Source organism: Priestia sp. 53B2 (assembly GCF_056099005.1).
On the sequence record NZ_JBLZXA010000030.1, the window covers coordinates 47,947 to 65,997 of the forward strand.

At 37.7% G+C, this 18,051-nt stretch carries 19 protein-coding genes and 1 pseudogene; 7 read left to right on the forward strand and 13 right to left on the reverse strand.

Features of this window, described 5'->3' with window-relative positions; translation table 11 throughout:
- Positions 1–21 precede the first annotated feature (21 nt).
- Positions 22–330 carry a cupin domain-containing protein gene (locus ACN6NE_RS24820; RefSeq protein ID WP_129709598.1) on the reverse strand — a complete coding sequence of 103 codons (309 nt, stop codon included), beginning with the start codon at positions 328–330 and terminating at the stop codon, positions 22–24.
- Positions 305–1,072: a YqcI/YcgG family protein gene (locus ACN6NE_RS24825; RefSeq protein WP_129709600.1), complete on the reverse strand. Its 768-nt coding sequence runs from the start codon at positions 1,070–1,072 to the stop codon at positions 305–307. The genes ACN6NE_RS24820 and ACN6NE_RS24825 overlap by 26 nt, the downstream gene beginning before the upstream one ends.
- Positions 1,073–1,222: 150 nt before the next feature.
- On the opposite strand from ACN6NE_RS24825, the pseudogene ACN6NE_RS24830 reads away from it, so the two are divergent.
- Positions 1,223–1,865: pseudogene (locus ACN6NE_RS24830) on the forward strand (LysE family transporter).
- Here ACN6NE_RS24830 and ACN6NE_RS24835 read toward each other — a convergent pair.
- The 4 genes from ACN6NE_RS24835 to ACN6NE_RS24850 form a co-directional block, all read right to left on the reverse strand.
- Entirely contained in the window at positions 1,851–2,672 is an 822-nt protein-coding gene (locus ACN6NE_RS24835; RefSeq protein WP_129709602.1) for an alpha/beta fold hydrolase, read from the reverse strand. The pseudogene ACN6NE_RS24830 and the gene ACN6NE_RS24835 sit on opposite strands and share 15 nt — an antisense overlap.
- A 212-nt stretch (positions 2,673–2,884) precedes the next feature.
- Entirely contained in the window at positions 2,885–5,311 is a 2,427-nt protein-coding gene (gene parC / locus ACN6NE_RS24840; protein ID WP_474327961.1) for a DNA topoisomerase IV subunit A, read from the reverse strand.
- Positions 5,308–7,284: a DNA topoisomerase IV subunit B gene (gene parE, locus ACN6NE_RS24845; protein ID WP_013057241.1), complete on the reverse strand. Its 1,977-nt coding sequence runs from the start codon at positions 7,282–7,284 to the stop codon at positions 5,308–5,310. The genes parC and parE overlap by 4 nt, the downstream gene beginning before the upstream one ends.
- A 333-nt stretch (positions 7,285–7,617) precedes the next feature.
- Positions 7,618–8,031, reverse strand: a complete 414-nt coding sequence (locus ACN6NE_RS24850) for a CoA-binding protein (protein WP_129709606.1) — start codon at positions 8,029–8,031, stop codon at positions 7,618–7,620.
- Between the two features lie 205 nt (positions 8,032–8,236).
- Here ACN6NE_RS24850 and plsY point away from each other — a divergent pair, with 205 nt between their 5' ends.
- Complete coding sequence (plsY, locus tag ACN6NE_RS24855) at positions 8,237–8,830, forward strand: glycerol-3-phosphate 1-O-acyltransferase PlsY (protein WP_474327964.1); 594 nt, start codon at positions 8,237–8,239, stop codon at positions 8,828–8,830.
- A gap of 373 nt (positions 8,831–9,203) precedes the next feature.
- A complete protein-coding gene (locus ACN6NE_RS24860; RefSeq protein WP_129709608.1) occupies positions 9,204–9,494 on the forward strand; it encodes a HesB/YadR/YfhF family protein in 291 nt (96 codons plus the stop codon).
- Between the two features lie 41 nt (positions 9,495–9,535).
- Here ACN6NE_RS24860 and ACN6NE_RS24865 read toward each other — a convergent pair whose 3' ends face one another.
- From ACN6NE_RS24865 to tlp, 3 genes are all read right to left on the reverse strand, one after another.
- Positions 9,536–9,958, reverse strand: coding sequence for an acyl-CoA thioesterase (locus ACN6NE_RS24865; RefSeq protein ID WP_028408348.1), 423 nt, complete (start codon positions 9,956–9,958; stop codon positions 9,536–9,538).
- 275 nt (positions 9,959–10,233) lie between these two features.
- Positions 10,234–11,451 carry a phospholipase D-like domain-containing protein gene (locus ACN6NE_RS24870; protein WP_474327966.1) on the reverse strand — a complete coding sequence of 406 codons (1,218 nt, stop codon included), beginning with the start codon at positions 11,449–11,451 and terminating at the stop codon, positions 10,234–10,236.
- A 124-nt stretch (positions 11,452–11,575) separates the two neighbouring features.
- A complete protein-coding gene (gene tlp / locus ACN6NE_RS24875) occupies positions 11,576–11,818 on the reverse strand; it encodes a small acid-soluble spore protein Tlp (RefSeq protein ID WP_013083367.1) in 243 nt (80 codons plus the stop codon).
- A gap of 170 nt (positions 11,819–11,988) precedes the next feature.
- Here tlp and ACN6NE_RS24880 point away from each other — a divergent pair, with 170 nt between their 5' ends.
- Positions 11,989–12,600, forward strand: coding sequence for a hypothetical protein (locus ACN6NE_RS24880; protein WP_474327968.1), 612 nt, complete (start codon positions 11,989–11,991; stop codon positions 12,598–12,600).
- A 31-nt stretch (positions 12,601–12,631) separates the two neighbouring features.
- Here the strand turns inward: ACN6NE_RS24880 and ACN6NE_RS24885 are convergent, their stop codons facing one another.
- From ACN6NE_RS24885 to acnA, 4 genes are all read right to left on the reverse strand, one after another.
- Positions 12,632–12,775 (reverse strand): acid-soluble spore protein N, encoded by a 144-nt coding sequence (locus tag ACN6NE_RS24885; protein WP_013057251.1) that lies wholly within the window; start codon positions 12,773–12,775, stop codon positions 12,632–12,634.
- Positions 12,776–12,819: 44 nt separating this feature from the next.
- Positions 12,820–12,963 carry an FbpB family small basic protein gene (locus ACN6NE_RS24890; RefSeq protein ID WP_013057252.1) on the reverse strand — a complete coding sequence of 48 codons (144 nt, stop codon included), beginning with the start codon at positions 12,961–12,963 and terminating at the stop codon, positions 12,820–12,822.
- Positions 12,964–13,175: 212 nt separating this feature from the next.
- Positions 13,176–13,775 carry a TlpA disulfide reductase family protein gene (locus tag ACN6NE_RS24895; protein WP_129709614.1) on the reverse strand — a complete coding sequence of 200 codons (600 nt, stop codon included), beginning with the start codon at positions 13,773–13,775 and terminating at the stop codon, positions 13,176–13,178.
- Between the two features lie 195 nt (positions 13,776–13,970).
- A complete protein-coding gene (acnA, locus tag ACN6NE_RS24900; protein ID WP_129709616.1) occupies positions 13,971–16,691 on the reverse strand; it encodes an aconitate hydratase AcnA in 2,721 nt (906 codons plus the stop codon).
- A 221-nt stretch (positions 16,692–16,912) separates the two neighbouring features.
- On the opposite strand from acnA, the gene sspO reads away from it, so the two are divergent.
- The 3 genes from sspO to ACN6NE_RS24915 all read left to right on the forward strand — a co-directional run bounded on the left by sspO (position 16,913) and on the right by ACN6NE_RS24915 (position 18,008).
- The gene (sspO, locus tag ACN6NE_RS24905; protein WP_013083371.1) at positions 16,913–17,062 is read left to right on the forward strand and encodes a small acid-soluble spore protein O; all 150 of its coding nucleotides are present in this window, start codon (positions 16,913–16,915) and stop codon (positions 17,060–17,062) included.
- 212 nt (positions 17,063–17,274) lie between these two features.
- Positions 17,275–17,415: a small acid-soluble spore protein P gene (locus ACN6NE_RS24910; RefSeq protein ID WP_013057256.1), complete on the forward strand. Its 141-nt coding sequence runs from the start codon at positions 17,275–17,277 to the stop codon at positions 17,413–17,415.
- A gap of 152 nt (positions 17,416–17,567) precedes the next feature.
- On the forward strand, positions 17,568–18,008 hold the full coding sequence (locus ACN6NE_RS24915) for an Hsp20/alpha crystallin family protein (protein WP_474327972.1): 441 nt from the start codon (positions 17,568–17,570) through the stop codon (positions 18,006–18,008).
- Positions 18,009–18,051 lie beyond the last annotated feature (43 nt).

Here is an 18,051-nt window from a genome sequence, read left to right on the forward strand (position 1 = left end):
AAGCATCATCTTCTTTCATCTTTATTTTAAAATGGAAATAACGTATGTGCACCCATCAGGACCGGCTTTTGAAGAATGAACCGTTTGTTTCGGTAAATGTACCCGATCTCCTGCCTGACATAGAACCGTATCACGTTCAACTGTAAAGTAAATAGATCCTTCAAGTATATGAAGAATTTCATCAGTTGGATGGGTATGAGATGGGTGCGTTTGAAAAGCAATATCGTGCTGTACTTCAACGTATCCAGTATACGCCGGAAGCAGTTCTTTAATTACTTCTTCAAACTTTCCGCCAACTCCTTTTTTAATAGAGGCTTTTTTTACATCCATGCTGCTCACTCCTTTTTAATTTAAACGGACACTGTCCGGTAGTATAGTTGTTATCATCGTGGAAAAAATATTGCTTCCACTCTCGGTTTTCCTGCTGTCCATACCATCCTAACTCAGGGTGAGCTGATACGTCATCATATGTTTTTAACCGATCGCGGACCACCTTTTGTACGTGCCGTCCTATTTTTGAATCTCCTGTCATACCTTCAAACACCCACCGAGGCTGAAATGTAATCATAAATCCTCTGCTCTTACGACTTTTACGCAAAGAATGAGCAGGCGTATTACAGACGACAAAAATAGGTTCTCCGTGAAAGCAAAATTCCCATAATGGATCTTTTGGATCTTTTGGAATGTCTTGCGGCCATTTCTTTTGATCAATTTGATGAAGAAATGTCAGCGTATCCCAAAACATTGTTTCGTACTCTTCCATTGATCGTTCTTTATGTTCAGGCTTAAAGAATAACACAAAGGATGTATAGCGACCTATGGTCTTGAACGTATCTATGTATTCTCTAAGTGCCGAAGCTGCATTCCTAATATCTTGGTAGTTATAAGAAGTAGTCACAAATGAAAAACGCAGTAAATCTTTTTTAAAGCCTTCTACCCCTAATATACAAGGAAATGGATTTTCTTCTGATAATATATCGCTTTGGAAATATTGAAAAGCATCTTTTCCCCAAAACGGGACATGCGTTGACTCTAAAATCTCATTAGCTCGAAAAAGCATTTTTGATGCCATTAAAACCCTCCTTATGGAACTCAACGTTACATGTGTATTAAAGAAAAGAAAGTTTATGAGCATTTTTAACTAAATGCCGCTTCTAAATTATAAAACTCTAATCTATATATATAAGCTACTATTGGACAAGTTAGAAAGGAGGCTGTGTTTGTGGAGTGGTTTTTGATTGCTATAAAACAAATAATTCTAGGTATTAGTCTCGCAGCACCGGTAGGTCCAATTAATATAGAGATGATTAAAAAAGGGCTGATAAAAGGATTTTGGGCTTCTTGGCTAGTTGGTTTAGGAGGCATGACGGCCGATATTTTATTTATGCTCCTCATTTTAATAGGGCTAACGCCTTTTGTTCAGATGCAGGCTGTTACTGTTGCCCTGTATGCAACTGGTTTTGTCATGCTCACATTTGTTGGCTTTCAAAGTATGAAACAAGCTGTTTCTCGTTCCTTTTCAGTAGATGTAAATAAAACCCTCTATTAAAAAAGATAAATCGTTTTTTACAGGTTTCTTCATTGCTCTTATGAACCCTTTAAATATTGTGTTTTGGTTTGGTGTATTTGGGTCAAGCTTAAGCGAAAGCCTCCAAAGTCAAACGTGGCTATCTGTCTTTTTTCACAGTTTCTTTATTATCTTTGGCATCCTTCTTTGGAATTTAAATATTGCCAGCAGCATTCATTTTACAAGAAAATTTATCACGCCTAAGCTTCTTCGCTTCATTACGTTAGGTGCCGGTTTTTTACTTTTTTTATTTGGCTGCCAATTCGGTTTTAAATGTATATCCTTACTTATAGGCTGAGCTTTTAGCGATGAGTTCAATAAGAGTGTCATTTACTTTCTCACGGTCATCATAAAAAAGACCGTGTCCACTATTTTCAAATGGAAGAAGTGTAGAAAATGAAATATGACGATTCATAAATTTTGCAAGATCAAATGGACAAATTTGATCTTTTTTTCCGTGTAATATATATGTCTCAGCGAAAATTTGACTCAAATCTTCCCGTAAGTCTTCGTCTCGTAAAGACACCGCAGTTTTAATCGTTCCATGACCAGATGCCTCTAAACCTAAATCTTGAAACCACCCTCTAAAAGCTGAGCTGGTAGGCTGATTAAAAAACTTTTCCCCAAATTCTTCAAGCATGTTAGGACGATCTCTATACGTATTTTGAATAATTGTATTTACTTCTTCAGAAGGAAGTCCATATGGAAAATCAGTTTTTTGAATAAAGCTTGGAGCCGCTGCTCCTAATAGAATTAACTTCTTCACGCCATATCCTAAATGTCTGCTCATATATCGTATGGCAATGGCTCCCCCCATAGAAAAGCCTACGAGCGTATAATTTTTAAGCTCCAGTCTTTCTACTAACATGCGAATATCATCTGCTAATTGATTATAAGAATAGCCGGTGAAAGGCGCATCTGATTTTCCGAATCCGCGAAGATCAGGAGCGATACATCGAATACCGCGGGCCGGCAACGTTGTAAATTGGTATTCGTACATTTTAGCGTTAACAGGCCACCCGTGAAGGAAAAGAACGGATTCCCCTTTTCCAATATCCCGAACAAAAAGTTTAGTCTTAGGAGTTACGTGAATAAAATAGTTCATCTATAACACCTCCTAGATGTTCTTTTATATATATGTTTAGGACAATTGGAACATTCAAAAGTTTCTTAGAGGCTTGTGTAGGAGGTGTATGATGCTTATTTGGGATAAGAAGTAGGGAGGTTTTTTATATTGTTTATTTAGAACATAGTTTAATTTAAAAGTATTAAACAAAAAAAAGTAGTAAAGCTTTAAGAGCTTTACTACTTTTTTTATTATTTTTCTTCCAGCCACACGTCAACTAAATTGCCAGCTTCACTTTGGTCCAATACGAATGAACCGTTGCTATATCGGTCGCTAGCTCGCATTGTAGATGGATCAACCTGCTCGATTTGACCTTTAGATGATTCCACTATCATGTAATGTTCTTTAGAGATTACTTTTACTTTTGCAATTTGATGCGGATTAGATTTTAGTTCTCGGACCATCACTAGCCCTCGTTTCGCTCGTGCTGATTCTTCAAACTCAGTAATTTTTGTCTTTTTCACAGCTCCTCGCTGCGTGGCGATAAATAATTCAGTTGATAGAGCTTCATCTTCATCGAAGATAGCGCCGCTTACAACATAATCATCGTCTTTCAAGTTAATTCCTTTCACACCAGAAGCGCGAGTTCCTACAATATTGATTTCTTCTTCCCGGAAACGCAGTCCGTAGCCAGAGCGAGTGGCAATAAACACTTGTTTTTTACCATCCGTTTGATATACATCGATTACTTTATCATCGCCTTTTAAATTAACGGCGACAAGAGCTTTAGAGTAGCGCTGTGCTTTATATTGAAGTAATTCTGATTTTTTGACCATACCATTTTTCGTAAAGAAAAGCAGATACTGATTTTCTTTAAATTCTTCCACCGGTATTGCCCGTACAATTTGCTCTTCTTTATCAATTGGAACAATGTTCATGATATGCTGCCCCATGTCTTTCCACCTGATATCAGGAAGTTCGTGCACTGGCATATATAAATAATTCCCTTTGTTTGTGAAGATGAGCAGCGTTTCGGTTGTATTAATTTCATACTTCGCTAAAATTCGGTCCGTATCTTTCATACCGAAGTCTTGCCCGTTAGACGCGGCATAAGAACGAAGGCTTGTTCGTTTTACGTATCCGTCTTTTGTGACTGTCACCATCACTTCTTCAGATGGAACCATCACTTCTAGATTAATCTTAATTTCTTCGATTTCCGCTTCAATTTTTGAGCGGCGTTCTGTACTGTATTGCTTTTTTACACGGCGTAATTCTTTTTTGATTACATTAAAAAGTTTTTTCTCGCTATGTAAGATTTCTTCTAACTCGTTGATTTTAGCACCTAGCTCTTCAGCTTCCGCTTGTAGAGCTGTGATGTCCGTGTTTGTCAAACGGTATAATTGAAGCGACACAATCGCCTCTGCTTGAGGTTCTGTAAATTCATATTTGGCAATTAAATTATTTTTAGCGTCGCGCTTATCTTTAGAAGCTCTAATCGTCGCAATAACTTCATCTAAAATCGACAGTGCCTTAATCAATCCCGCTACAATATGTTCACGTTCACGTGCTTTTTGCAGTTCATATTTAGAACGATTTGTTACCACTTCTTTTTGATGATCAATATAAGCATCAAGAATGTTAGCCAAGCTCATAAGCTTTGGTCGCTTTTTAGCAATAGCAACCATGTTAAAATTATAAGGTACTTGCAGATCCGTATTTTTATAAAGATAGTGAAGTACTCCTTGAGCATTTGCATCTTTTTTTAGTTCTACTACGATGCGCAAACCGGTACGATCCGTTTCATCGCGAACTTCAGCAATGCCTTCCACTTTTTTATCTAAACGAAGCTCATCCATTTTCTTAACAAGGTTGGCTTTGTTTACTTCAAACGGAATTTCCGTAATGACAATTTGCTGTTTTCCGCCGCGAATGGACTCCACTTCCGTTTTTCCGCGAATAATAATTTTCCCTTTACCTGTCTCGTAGGCTTTCTTAATCCCGTCTACCCCTTGAATGATTCCTCCCGTAGGAAAATCAGGACCTTGAATAGCCGTCATTAACTCTTCAATTGTACACGTTGGTTTATCAATTCGCATGATCGTTGCGTCAATTACTTCACCTAAATGATGAGGAGGAAGTTCTGTAGCATAACCAGCTGAAATACCCGTGGATCCATTCACTAGCAAGTTAGGAAACATAGCTGGTAACACAGTTGGTTCGCTGCTTGTATCATCGAAGTTAGACACAAACTCAACCGTTTGTTTGTCAATATCTCGTAGAAGTTCTGCAGCAATCGATGAAAGGCGAGCTTCTGTATAACGCATTGCTGCTGGGGGATCTCCATCAATACTTCCGTTGTTTCCATGCATTTCGATTAATACATTTCTAACTTTCCATTCTTGACTCATTCGAACCATGGCCTCATATACAGATGAATCACCATGAGGGTGATAGTTACCAATTACGTTCCCTACAGTTTTGGCTGACTTGCGAAATCCTTTTTCTGCTGTATTTCCATCTGCGTGCATTGCATATAAAATACGGCGCTGAACGGGTTTTAACCCGTCTCTTGCATCCGGCAGTGCACGCTCTTGAATAATATATTTACTGTATCGACCAAAACGGTCGCCTAGTACATCCTCAAGAGGTAAATCTAAAAAGCGTTCTGTTTGTGTCATTGTACGTCCTCCTCTGCGACCGTTAATACATTTTCATTATCTAAAATATTTGGATCTTCTTCTAATCCAAACGCTACGTTGCTTTCAATCCATTTTCTGCGAGGTTCTACTTTATCGCCCATCAAAGTGGTCACACGACGATCAGCGCGAGCAGCATCATCAATACGAACACGAATCAGCGTACGCGTCTCTGGGTTCATTGTTGTTTCCCAAAGCTGATCTGCGTTCATTTCACCGAGACCTTTATAGCGTTGAATCATATACCCTCTTCCTACCTTATCGATAGCACCTTGCAATTCTTCGTCACTCCATGAATATTCAACCACTTCTTTTTTACCTGACCCTTTACTTACTTTGTAGAGCGGTGGAAGAGCAATAAATACTTTTCCTGCTTCCACAAGCGGTTTCATATAGCGGTAGAAGAACGTTAGAAGAAGCACTTGAATATGAGCGCCATCCGTATCCGCATCGGTCATGATGACTATTTTATCGTAGTTAATATCATCGATGGTGAAATCTGCTCCTACTCCTCCGCCTATCGCGTGGATGATCGTACTAATTTCTTCGTTTTTAAAAATATCTTGAAGCTTGGCTTTTTCGGTATTGATAACCTTCCCTCGCAGTGGCAGCACAGCTTGAAAGCGACGATCCCTTCCTTGTTTTGCTGAACCTCCAGCGGAATCCCCTTCGACTAAGTACAGTTCGTTTCGCTGAGGATTTCTTGATTGCGCAGGCGTTAACTTCCCGCTTAGAACGGTTTCTTGACGCTTTCGTTTCTTCCCGTTTCTTGCGTCTTCTCTCGCCTTTCGCGCTGCTTCACGCGCTTGAGCAGCTTTGATTGCTTTTTTTACAAGAAGAGAGCTTACGTCTGGATTCTCTTCTAGGAAATAGGCAAGTTTTTCAGAAATAACTGCATCTACCGACGAACGAGCTTCACTTGTACCTAACTTTCCTTTTGTTTGTCCTTCAAATTGAAGCAACTCTTCAGGTATTCTAACGGAAACGATGGCTCCTAATCCTTCTCGTATATCCGTTCCTTCTAAGTTTTTATCTTTTTCTTTTAGCAGGCTTACTTTACGGGCGTATTCATTAAATGCACGCGTCATAGCGCTTTTTGCACCGGACTCATGCGTTCCACCATCTTTGGTACGAACATTATTAACAAATGATAAAATGGTTTCAGAATAACCATCGTTAAATTGAAAAGCAAATTCAACTTCAATATTATGATGAATCCCTTCAAAAAAGACGACTGGATGAAGTGAATCTTTTTCTTCATTTAAATATGAAACGAAGGCTTGAATACCTGTTTCATAATGAAAGATATCGTGACGATCATGTCTTTTATCGATTAACTCTATTTTGAATCCTTTTAACAGAAAAGCCGATTCGCGGAGCCGTTCACAAAGCGTATCATAATTATACACAGTTGTTGAAAAAATCGTGGCATCCGGTTTGAAATGAATCGTTGTTCCCGTTTTTTTCGTTTTTCCTATTTTTTCTAGCGTCGTAACCGGTTTTCCTCCATTTTCAAAACGCTGTTCATAAATAAATCCATCTCTATGAATGGTTACAGTCAACCATTCAGACAGCGCATTTACAACAGATGCACCTACTCCGTGTAAGCCTCCGCTTGTTTTATATCCACCCTGTCCGAATTTACCTCCTGCATGCAAGATGGTTAAAATAACTTCAGGCGTTGGTTTTCCTAGTTTATGCATGCCCGTTGGCATACCTCGACCTTTATCTTGTACAGAAATTGAATTATCTTTGTGAATAGTTACAATAATTTCTTCTCCGTAGCCTGCTAGAGCTTCATCGACAGAGTTATCGACGATTTCATATACTAAATGATGCAGACCTCGTGTATCCGTACTTCCAATATACATACCAGGACGTTTACGAACGGCATCTAATCCTTCTAGTACTTGAATTGCATCTTCATTATAATTAAATTGTTGTTTACGAGCCATTCATACTACCCCTTTCATCACAACGAACATTACTACATTATGTATGAAACACAAACGTTTGCGCTTCGTGTCTAAGAATAAATGATCATGTATCCTATCTTTTAATTTTATAGTGTTCGCATCAACAGAACGTATGTTTCTATTTTTGCGTACTTACAAGATTTTAGCACAAATTTCCGTATTATAAAAGCAATATCTTGTGTATTCATGGATTATAAGCATTATAAAGCTAGCTGCCTAACGTCTATTGTAGCGGAAACGCTCTTACTATTTCAACGCATGGTGAAACCCATGCAAGCAGTGTGCATGGGTTGGTTGTTCTGCTTATAGATCTTACTTTGTTAAAGCATGCTCAACTTTTATACAACGATCCATAACTACAGTATACCCTTTTTTAGCGAGCAGGTCATATGCTTCTTCATTAATTAAACCAGATTGTGCCCAAAATACGTCTGCATCTACTTCTAAAAACTCTTCTGCAACTTCAAGCAAATGCTCAGAGCGACGAAATACATTAACGATATCAATATGCCCTTCAATTTCTTTTAATGAAGATACGGCTTTTACGCCGAGCGCTGAGTTGATTGTCGGGTTCACCGGAATAATCTCGTAACCTTGCTTCTGCATGGCTTCTGAAACCATATAAGACGTTCGATGAGGGTTATCTGATAAACCTACTACAGCAATGCGCTTGCTTTTTTTTAATATTTTACCAAGCTCTTGACGGGAAGGAATTTTAATGGACATGTCTATTACCTCTCTTAGCTATATAATATGTACTGAACAACATTCGTGATTTACAGTTGATTTCCTGCATATAGTACCCGTTTTCTCTATTTTTGTAAACGTCTTCTTTTTTTAAAATAATTGTCTCTCACCCAAAACTAGCTATGTTTTTTTAAGTATCTCATGGTAAAATAGAAACGATATAGAAATAAAGGAGCTTTCAAACATGAATTATTTATTACCTATTCTTGCCTATATCTTGGGCTCTATTCCTTTTGGACTAGTTGTTGGAAAACTAGGATACGGCATCGATATACGAGAGCATGGAAGCGGCAATTTAGGCGGCACCAACTCCTTTCGTACATTGGGTGTAAAAGCCGGAATTATCGTTACGCTTGGAGACATTCTAAAAGGAACCCTAGCAGCTTCTTTACCGCTTTTATTTGATACGAATCAAAACATTCTCTTCATTGGTTTATTTGCTGTCATTGGTCATATTTTTCCTATTTTCGCGAAATTTAAAGGCGGGAAAGCTGTTGCCACATCCGCCGGAGTGATTTTATGTTATGAACCTCTTTTATTTGCTTTCGTACTATTATGTTTTTTTATCTGCTTATACATAACGAAATATGTATCACTGTCATCAATGATTACTGGGGTATTAACCTTTATCTACACGCTGTTTAAGCAAGACTACATGCTTGTTATGATTATCGGTTTAATTGTAGCCTTTGTCATTTACAGACACCGCGCAAACATTACGCGAATTCTTAACAAAACAGAACCGAAAGTCACATTTTTGTCAGGTAAAAAGAAATAAGAGGATCTTCCTCTTATTTCTTTTTTATAACCACTTTGTAAGCGAATACATTTCTTGTTTATTAGTTATACTGATACTAAAATAAGGAGGTGAATGATGTGAAGAAAAAATGCCCTATTTGCAAACGAAATAAGAAAATGGATTCACAGCTAGAAGGAAGCCGCTACTGCGTTCACTGCTGGGAAACCATTGGAAAACAATATGATTTCAAATGAAAGAATGAAACGATTTAATATAGAAATGAAGCCTTCACCTCTATATTAAATCGTTTTATTTTATCTCATTCCTTCCTAGCTGGATTCGTATATATTGGTAATTTATCTACCTTTCTACTATAATAAATGTATCCGCAGTATTGGAAGGAGCATAATTAATGAAATTAACAGTAACAGAAGCAGCAGCTACGTGGTACAAAGATGAAATGATGCTAGAAGGAAACGAAACAATTCGCTTTTTTGTTCGCTACGGCGGATGCAGCAACGTTCAAAAAGGTTTTTCTTTAGGTGTAAACACAGATTCTCCTAAAAACATTGGCGTTGAAACAAAAGTTGACGGTTTAACATTCTTCGTAGAAGATGAAGACCTTTGGTACTTTGATGGTCATGATTTAACCGTAAATTATAATGAGGAAACAAAAGAACCTGACTTTCATTACGAAGCGTAAGAAAAAAAGCATCGATTTATCGATGCTTTTTATTCTTGCGATTAACCCTGCTTTTTGGCATCTTCATAGGCTTTATGCCATTCCGGATAATTACGGCGAATCGAAATAGGCTTAAAGTTTTCTTTTTTCACACATACGTGTGACGATGTTCCTGTTAACGCAAGTTCTTCATTTGAATTAAAAATTTCGTAGCCGTACACAACGCGTAGACCGTCATAGTTCTCAACCCAAGTATGTACTACAGCTGTCTCGCCATAATGAAGCGGCTTTTTATATGAAGCCTGTATATCAATAACTGGCGACAGCACACCGTCTCTTTCCATTTGTGCATAGCTAAAACCTAAATCACTAATAAACTGCGTTCGACCTATTTCCATCCATACTAAATAGTTAGCATGATACACAACGCCCATCTGATCGGTTTCTGCATAGCGCACTTCGATTTCTTTCTTCGATACTAGCATGATTCTACCTCCTCTTGCACTGTTCCTGTTTTATCTTACCATATAAGGAGAATATACTCCTACTAGTTTGGTTATTACTCAATATGTTGTAAGACTAAGCGCATCTTGAATGCGATATATGAGCATTTCCAGCCGCGTCATCTTATTTTCATACCTTTTATAAGGAAGTGTATATGTGTAGTCTTTATTTGTCCATAAGCGGTCAAAATAAGCGTTTAGTTCGGTCATAACCTTTTTGTTAGAAGGTCCTGATACTTTAATATCCGTTTCTAAGTTCAAGTCAGCCAAATTTCGTTTTGTGAAATTTGCTGCTCCTGCAATAATAGTTGCATTTTTTTGTTTCGAATAAATAAAATTTTAGAATGATACTGTTCTTTCCCTGTATGATACCAGCGAATCTTAACATCTCCTTTGGATTTCTTTACAAGTTCTGCTGCTACTGGACGGTTAGGCAGTCCGAACTTTTTTCTTCCAAACGCATTTTCATTAGGATCTAAAATTAATCGTACGTTTGCGCCTTGTTTGGAAGCTTCCAAAAGCGCCTTTATTACGTCGCGATCTCCAAGATAAAACATGCCAAGCCACACATCGTCGCCTTTTTTAGCATGACGTAAATCATGTAATACGTGCTTATAAATTTTGCCTTCTGTTAACAGCTGAACATAGAGGTCTCCCTTTTCTTTTTCTTTCTTCTTATACCGAGGTAACTTTCCTCCGTAAGAAAAATCTGACACCGCTTGTTCACTTTTCACCACATCTCCAATGATATTCCCTTTTACTTCAAAGGCCATGTTAGAATTATAAAAACTTGCATCATGAGGATTGGCAGAGGAGATAATAACGCTTTGATCTGTTGCTACTACTTTTCTATGATTAGCTTTTACATTTAACAACTTAAAATAAGCACTGGCCGTCACGTTAGGCGCATTATTTCCGAAAGGATTCGTGATCCATCCGGTTCCTTTTTCACCAAACCACTGAACAAAAGTTCTCCACACTGAAGAATACAGTGGAATGGAGTCTCTGAGCTTAGATAAATTGGTTTGCACCACTTTGATTCCGTTTAGCCGCAGTGAATCTAACCACTTTGAATCATGTGAGCCGTAGGTTGTATTGATTTCATCTGTAATAAAGACGATTTCGATATTAGGATGTTTTCGTTTCTTTTCAATCAGCTTACTTGCAAGCGTATCACTAAGGTGAGGGAACGTCTCGCCTTGGTGATAGTAGCCGTTAAATAGAAACATATCCATAATAATAAAAGCTTTTGCGTCATCAATCGCATTCGTAACTGCTTGAAAAATATGTTGTTCAGAAACAGAGGTCTGCTGATCTTGATACGTTAGGTCTGATAAAAGAAATACATCTTCTATTTTGTGGGGCTTGCTTTCGTATGAAACTCCTTTAGGCAAGGGCTTATGCGTGTGATAAGCGCCCACAATAATCAAGACGACAAGTAAACTGACCAAAATCCTTACTACTTTCTTTTTCACGTGCTTTTTCACCTACATAAACCTCTTCGCTAGTTTGTATTATTATTGACCTTACTAAAAAAATATAGAAAGAAAGCAGCTAAAACCGTTTATTTTTAGCTGCTTATTGTCGTTGCTTTATTTATTAAATCGTACCTTCGTAACCATTTTGACGAGCTTCTGACTCATCTTTTATTTCGCTGCGCATTGCTTCGATACTTACTTCGCGATTGTGATTTTTTTGCTGAATGCGCTGACGTTCTTCTTCATTGCTGCATGCAGCAGCTTCTTCTGCTTCTTCAATGTTTTTCATTGTATTTTGCACCATTGTTTGTAATTTTTCAACGTTATCACTGCGATCGTCTGGATTCGGTTTATTCCATGCCATTGTATCTTCCTCCTCAAAATAACTTTGTTACAATTGTAGTATGCCGGATTTGTTCATCTCTATAAGTGGAAAAAAATGATTTTAGTTTACATAATATAATTATAATAAAGTTAAAATGCATATATAACATACATAATATGGTAATATATACATACAAAGGGGGAATCGCTATGACCAAACGAATGATAGCATTACTAAGCGGCATCTTTATTGCAGTGCTTGCCGTATTTTTTATGTCGCAAACTTCATTGGCATCAAAATTGACAGCAAGTGCCTCTATGAAGCCTCATCATTACTCAAAACATGAAGAAAAAATGTTAGCCGTGACAAATTCAGACTACAAAAGCAATATCATTGCATACGATGTTAAAGCTCCTAATCACGCAAAAGAAGCTTATGTAAAAGCCACTTATTATGAAAAGGGAAAAGCCAAACAACCTTTATTTTCAGGAGGGTTGACCGTTTCAAAAGAATTTGACATGTTTGCTATTACATATAAAATCGATGATGATGCGCATAAAGTTATGTTTAATGTAGGCAGCAACGATACAAACCTAGGAATAGAAGCGGAAAAGCCGAAAAAAATGAACGGCTATTCCTTTACTGGATTAGAGAAAAAACAAACGGTAAAAATGAATAAAACATATCCAGTTGCTGCTTTATTTGGTGACGATGGCAGCGGCATACGAGTTGCTCCGCTTTCAACCAACGATGGAGAAGTTGTTAAAGAGCTTATTTCGAGCAATCCTTACGTTTATTTATTCACGGTAGAATTTAAATAATAAAAAGCCGCTGAATTCAGCGACTTTTTATTCATTCACCTTTGGTTTGAATAACTTGAGGATGCTTGCCGGATGTATCTTGCATTTGTTTTCCGTTATTTCCACCAGCTTCTCTCGGTTGAGTGCCGATGTGATTCGGAACAAAAGGTTTGCTTTGTTTTTTAGGATTTCCCATGCTTATCCCCTCCTCACCGTTACTCTAACCAACTTACTTTAAAGTTATTCAGCTCTTTCAAGCATACGATCTTCTAACCGCTTTTCAATTTCCATTTCAATGCGTTCAATTTCTGACTGATCTTTTAACAGCTGCGTTTTATTTTCTTGCACTAACTCTTCAAATGAACGTTTGCGTAATTTTCTCATGATTCCAACACCTACTTTATGTAATTTTTGTGAAAAATCTGAAAAATCTAAAGAAACTGATATCATATAACTATCTATATTGTAACCAATTTGTCAGATAAGTAAACATACTTTTTGAAAAGTTGTAAGAAAGTTTGACATGTTTACTGACTTATCTATATATACGATGGTAAAGTAAATAAGTTTCATTTTTAATAAAACAAGCAGCGAAGTTAATTCGCTGCTTGTTGAGCAAAGTTTTCCATTTGTTTAAGCGTCATTGGACCATTCACTCGTTGAACAATTTTCCCTTCTTCATCTATAAAGTAAGATGTCGGAATGGTGGAGACCCGATATTTTTTACTTCCTACACTATCTTGGTCGTCCAATAATACACGAAACGTAAACTGTTTTTCTTTAAGAAACTTAGATACTGCCTGTTTACTGCCTTCCGACGAAGTTAAATTAACCGCAAGCAGCTGTACATCGTTTCCATATTTCTCATAAAACGCTTGCATATCGGGCATTTCTTTTTGACACGGCGGACACCATGTTGCCCAAAAGTTTAAAATGACTTTTTTTCCTTTAAAGTCCGATAATTGAACGGATTTCCCGCTCGTATCTGACAGTGTAAACGGAGGCGCTGTATCTTTTGGTTCTAACCCATAAGCTTGACCCGAAGCCTGACGAGCACTATCGCCTTTTTTGATGTTTAAATCCTTGTATTCGCTTAAGTTAGAATCATCGGATGCTTCATTTGGAGAAAGCCCTTCCCAAAGTGCGTAGCTAAGAAAGCCTACTAGAAGCAAGACCGCAATTATTTTTTTAACCATATGATCGGCTCCTTTATTTCTTCTAAAAAGTGATAATCTATGTACTAATAGATATGTGCAATATCTACTAAAATAATCCTTTTATAAGGCATTTTCTTTTATAATATAGCATATTTCCCTCTCACTTTTTGTCGAAAACGGTGCGTTTGCATAAAAAAAGAGCGGCTCACGAGAACCGCTCTTTTTCTTTATAACTTACGCATGTGTTTTAGACTGTAATTTATCACGAAGCACCATTTGAAGGATACCACCGTGGCGATAGTAATCAATTTCAACTTCACTATCGAAACGAACCAGTACTTCAAATTCTTTTTTGTTTCCAGCTTCATCAGTTGCTGTTACTTTTACAAGATCACGTGGTTTTACTGTTTCATCAACAGCTACTGCAATTGTTTCTTTTCCAGTTAAACCTAATGTATCCGCGCTTTCACCATCTTTAAATTGAAGAGGTAAAACACCCATTAATACTAGGTTTGAACGGTGAATACGCTCAAAGCTTTCAGCGATTACTGTTTTAATACCTAAAAGATTTGTGCCTTTTGCTGCCCAGTCACGAGAACTTCCCATGCCGTAATCTTTACCTGCAAGTACAACAAGGCCTGTATCTTGCTCTTTGTATTTCATACAAGCATCATAAATGCTCATTACGTCATTTGTTGGCCAGTACGTTGTCCAGCCACCTTCTGTACCAGGAGCTACTTGGTTTTTAATGCGGATGTTTGCAAACGTACCGCGCATCATCACTTCATGGTTACCACGACGAGAACCATATGAGTTAAAGTCTTTTGGCTCTACACCGTTTTCTTGAAGGTAAAGACCTGCAGGTGATGTTTTTGCAATTGAACCCGCTGGTGAAATGTGATCCGTTGTTACTGAGTCACCAAATTTCGCTACTACGCGAAGATCATTTAACGGCTCTACTTCACCTGGTTCTTCTGATAAGCCTTCAAAGAAAGGTGGGTTTTGAATGTACGTTGAATCATTCTCCCACGTATAAAGCGCATCTTCGCTTGTTTTAATTTCATTCCAGCGCTCGTTATCATCGAATACGCGCTCATACTCGTTACGGAATAATTCAGGCGTTACGGTACGGCTAACCACTTCTTTAATTTCATCTTGAGAAGGCCAGATGTCGCTAAAGAATACTTCATTGCCGTCTGTATCAATGCCAATTGGATCTTTTTGTAAATCTACATCTACTGTTCCAGCCAGTGCATATGCTACAACAAGCGGCGGAGAAGCAAGGTAGTTACCTTTTACTAATGGATGAATACGCCCTTCAAAGTTACGGTTTCCTGAAAGAACAGACGTTACAAGCAAGTCGCTGTCTGCAATCGCTGCTTCAATTTCTGCTTCTAATGGACCAGAGTTACCGATACAAGTCGTACAGCCATAACCTACGATGTTAAAGCCAATTTTATCTAAGTATGGAAGCAGCCCTGAATTTTGCAGGTAAGCCGTTACTACTTTTGAACCTGGTGCTAAAGAAGTTTTCACGTAAGCTGGAACATCCAATCCTTTTTCTACCGCTTTTTTCGCAACTAAACCAGCTGCTACTAATACGTAAGGATTTGATGTGTTCGTACAGCTTGTGATAGCCGCAATGGCAATGGCACCTGTTTTCATTGTTGTTTCTGAACCGTCTGCAAGCTTAAACGTAATTTCTTTATCCACGTCTTTAGCATCAAGTCCGAAGCTTTGGTTGCTAACAGGAGCTGTTAAAGCTTTCTTGAATTCTGTTTGCATTTGAGAAAGTGGAATTAAATCTTGCGGACGCTTTGGACCAGAAAGATTTGCTTCAATCTCAGCAAGGTTAATCTCAACAACGTCAGTGAAAATTGGATCTTCATTTTCTGGTGTGAAGAATAAACCATTTGCTTTTGTATATTGTTCGACAACCTGAATGTCTTTTTCATCTCTTCCTGTTAAACGCATGTATGCTAATGCTTCTGCGTCAACTGGGAAGAATCCACATGTTGCACCGTATTCAGGAGCCATATTAGCGATTGTTGCACGGTCAGCTAATGGAAGTTCTGCTACGCCAGGACCGAAGAATTCCACGAATTTTCCGACTACTCCTTTTTGACGAAGCACTTGCGTAACTTTTAACGCTAAGTCTGTAGCTGTAGTGCCGTTTGGTAATTCACCAACAAGTTTAACACCGATTACTTCAGGAACTGGGAAATAAGAAGGTTGACCAAGCATACCTGCTTCCGCTTCAATACCACCAACACCCCATCCTAAAACACCGATACCATTAATCATCGTTGTATGAGAGTCAGTACCTACTAGAGAATCAGGAAAAGCTACGAATTCACCATCTTCTTCAACAGCATGAACAACGTTTGCTAAATATTCTAAATTTACTTGGTGCACGATACCAGTAGCTGGTGGAACTGCACGATAGTTATTAAATGATTTTTGAGCCCAGCTTAAGAAATTATAGCGCTCTGTATTACGTTGAAACTCAAGGTCCATATTAATTCGTAATGAGTCAGCTGTACCTGCTTTATCAACTTGTACGGAGTGGTCGACAACGAGGTCTACTGGAATTTCTGGATTGATTTTGTCAGGATCTCCTCCTAAATCAGCCATTGCTTTACGAAGTGACGCTAAGTCTACAACCGCTGGAACTCCAGTGAAATCTTGAAGAATAACACGAGATGGTTTGAAAGGAACATCGATATCTTTAATATCTTTTGTTCCCCATTTTGCAAGGTTTTCGACGTGTTCTTTTGTAATAACACGGCCATCTACCTGACGAAGAACAGATTCTAATAATACTTTAATTGAATACGGCAGCTTAGATACATTACCTAAACCTGCTTCCTCTAAAGCTTGTAAGCGGTAATAATTATATGTGCTGCCATTATGATCGAATGACGAACGAGCGTTAAAAACGTCTTTTTTAGTCATTGCTTTTACCCCCTTAAAATTCTATGTATAAAGGATTTACTTACCCCATCCTCTATTCCCTTCACCATCTATCTTAATATAATATTATACATAAGTAAATAAAAAGAATGTTATTAATTAACATAAGTTTCACTTATAACCTTTTTCCATCTTCCTTTTATTTTTCTAATAATTCATATTTCATTGATTTTTACGCATGCTAGAAACGGAGGTGATTCAACATGGCTAAACGCAAGTCAAACCACGTCATTCCTGGAGCTAACGCGGCTAGCGCTCAAGGAAAAGGAGCGGGTTATAATGAAGAGTTTTCAAATGAACCATTAACGGAACAACAGAAACAAAATAATAAAAAACGCAAAAAAAATCAATAAAACAATCTCTTATTGGATATACTAATCACTAGTTAGAAAAGCAAAATCGTTTAACTCCATGAAATCTAACGAGAAGGCGTCATTATATATGACGCTTTTTTTCTGTTCCCATTTCCTGTTTTTGTTAAACCTATTTTTAGAAAGGGGAATTTTTCATCGGATAAATTCCCTGTCACTATCCTACCCTAATAAATGAAAGGGAGGCTTTAACTATGAACAAAAATAGCAGCAAAGACATCAGAAGAAACGCGCCAAAAAGCAATTCTGGACAGCCAGAACCGCTAAGCGGATCTCATAAAGTAAAAAACCGTAAGCATTCTCGCCAAAAACACAATAGCGGACATGATATGTAAAACAGCAGCAAGCTCTCTACAGAGCTTGCTTTTTTATGCGTAGAAAAGACAGCTAGTACTTCAAGCTTATTCTTTGCGCAGGAGTTCACTAAGTACATAAACGCGCATATGATAGTAAAGTGAAACAGTTTAAATAATGGAGGAACGCAGAAATGAAAAACAAGCGTCTGCCAGCAGACCAAATGTTTGTAAAAGGCTTTCAAGAGTTGTTAGAAGTCATGCTTTCAAATCCCTTTATGAGTTATTTAGATTATGATTCCGTTCGTATAGATTTATTTGAAACAGAACAATCCTTTATTGTCGAAGCTGAATTATTAGGGTATCACCCTAAGGATATTATCGTTCAGATACAAGCTGACCACTTACAGCTGACAGCCAAAAAATACTGCATTAGAGAATTTCATGATGAAAAGCAAGGAACGCTTGCAAGAGAACAAATGGAAGAAAGCGTTGAACGTACAATCGACTTTCCATTTCCATTGATGAATAAAAAAATTACCGCTACATTTAGTAACGGAATCCTTGAAATTACGATTTCTAAACATGAGACAAATGAATCTAATCAGCAAATAGTCCCTATTGATTTCCAATAAAGCTGCAGATGTTGTCTCTGCAGCTTTATTAGAACTATTTAAT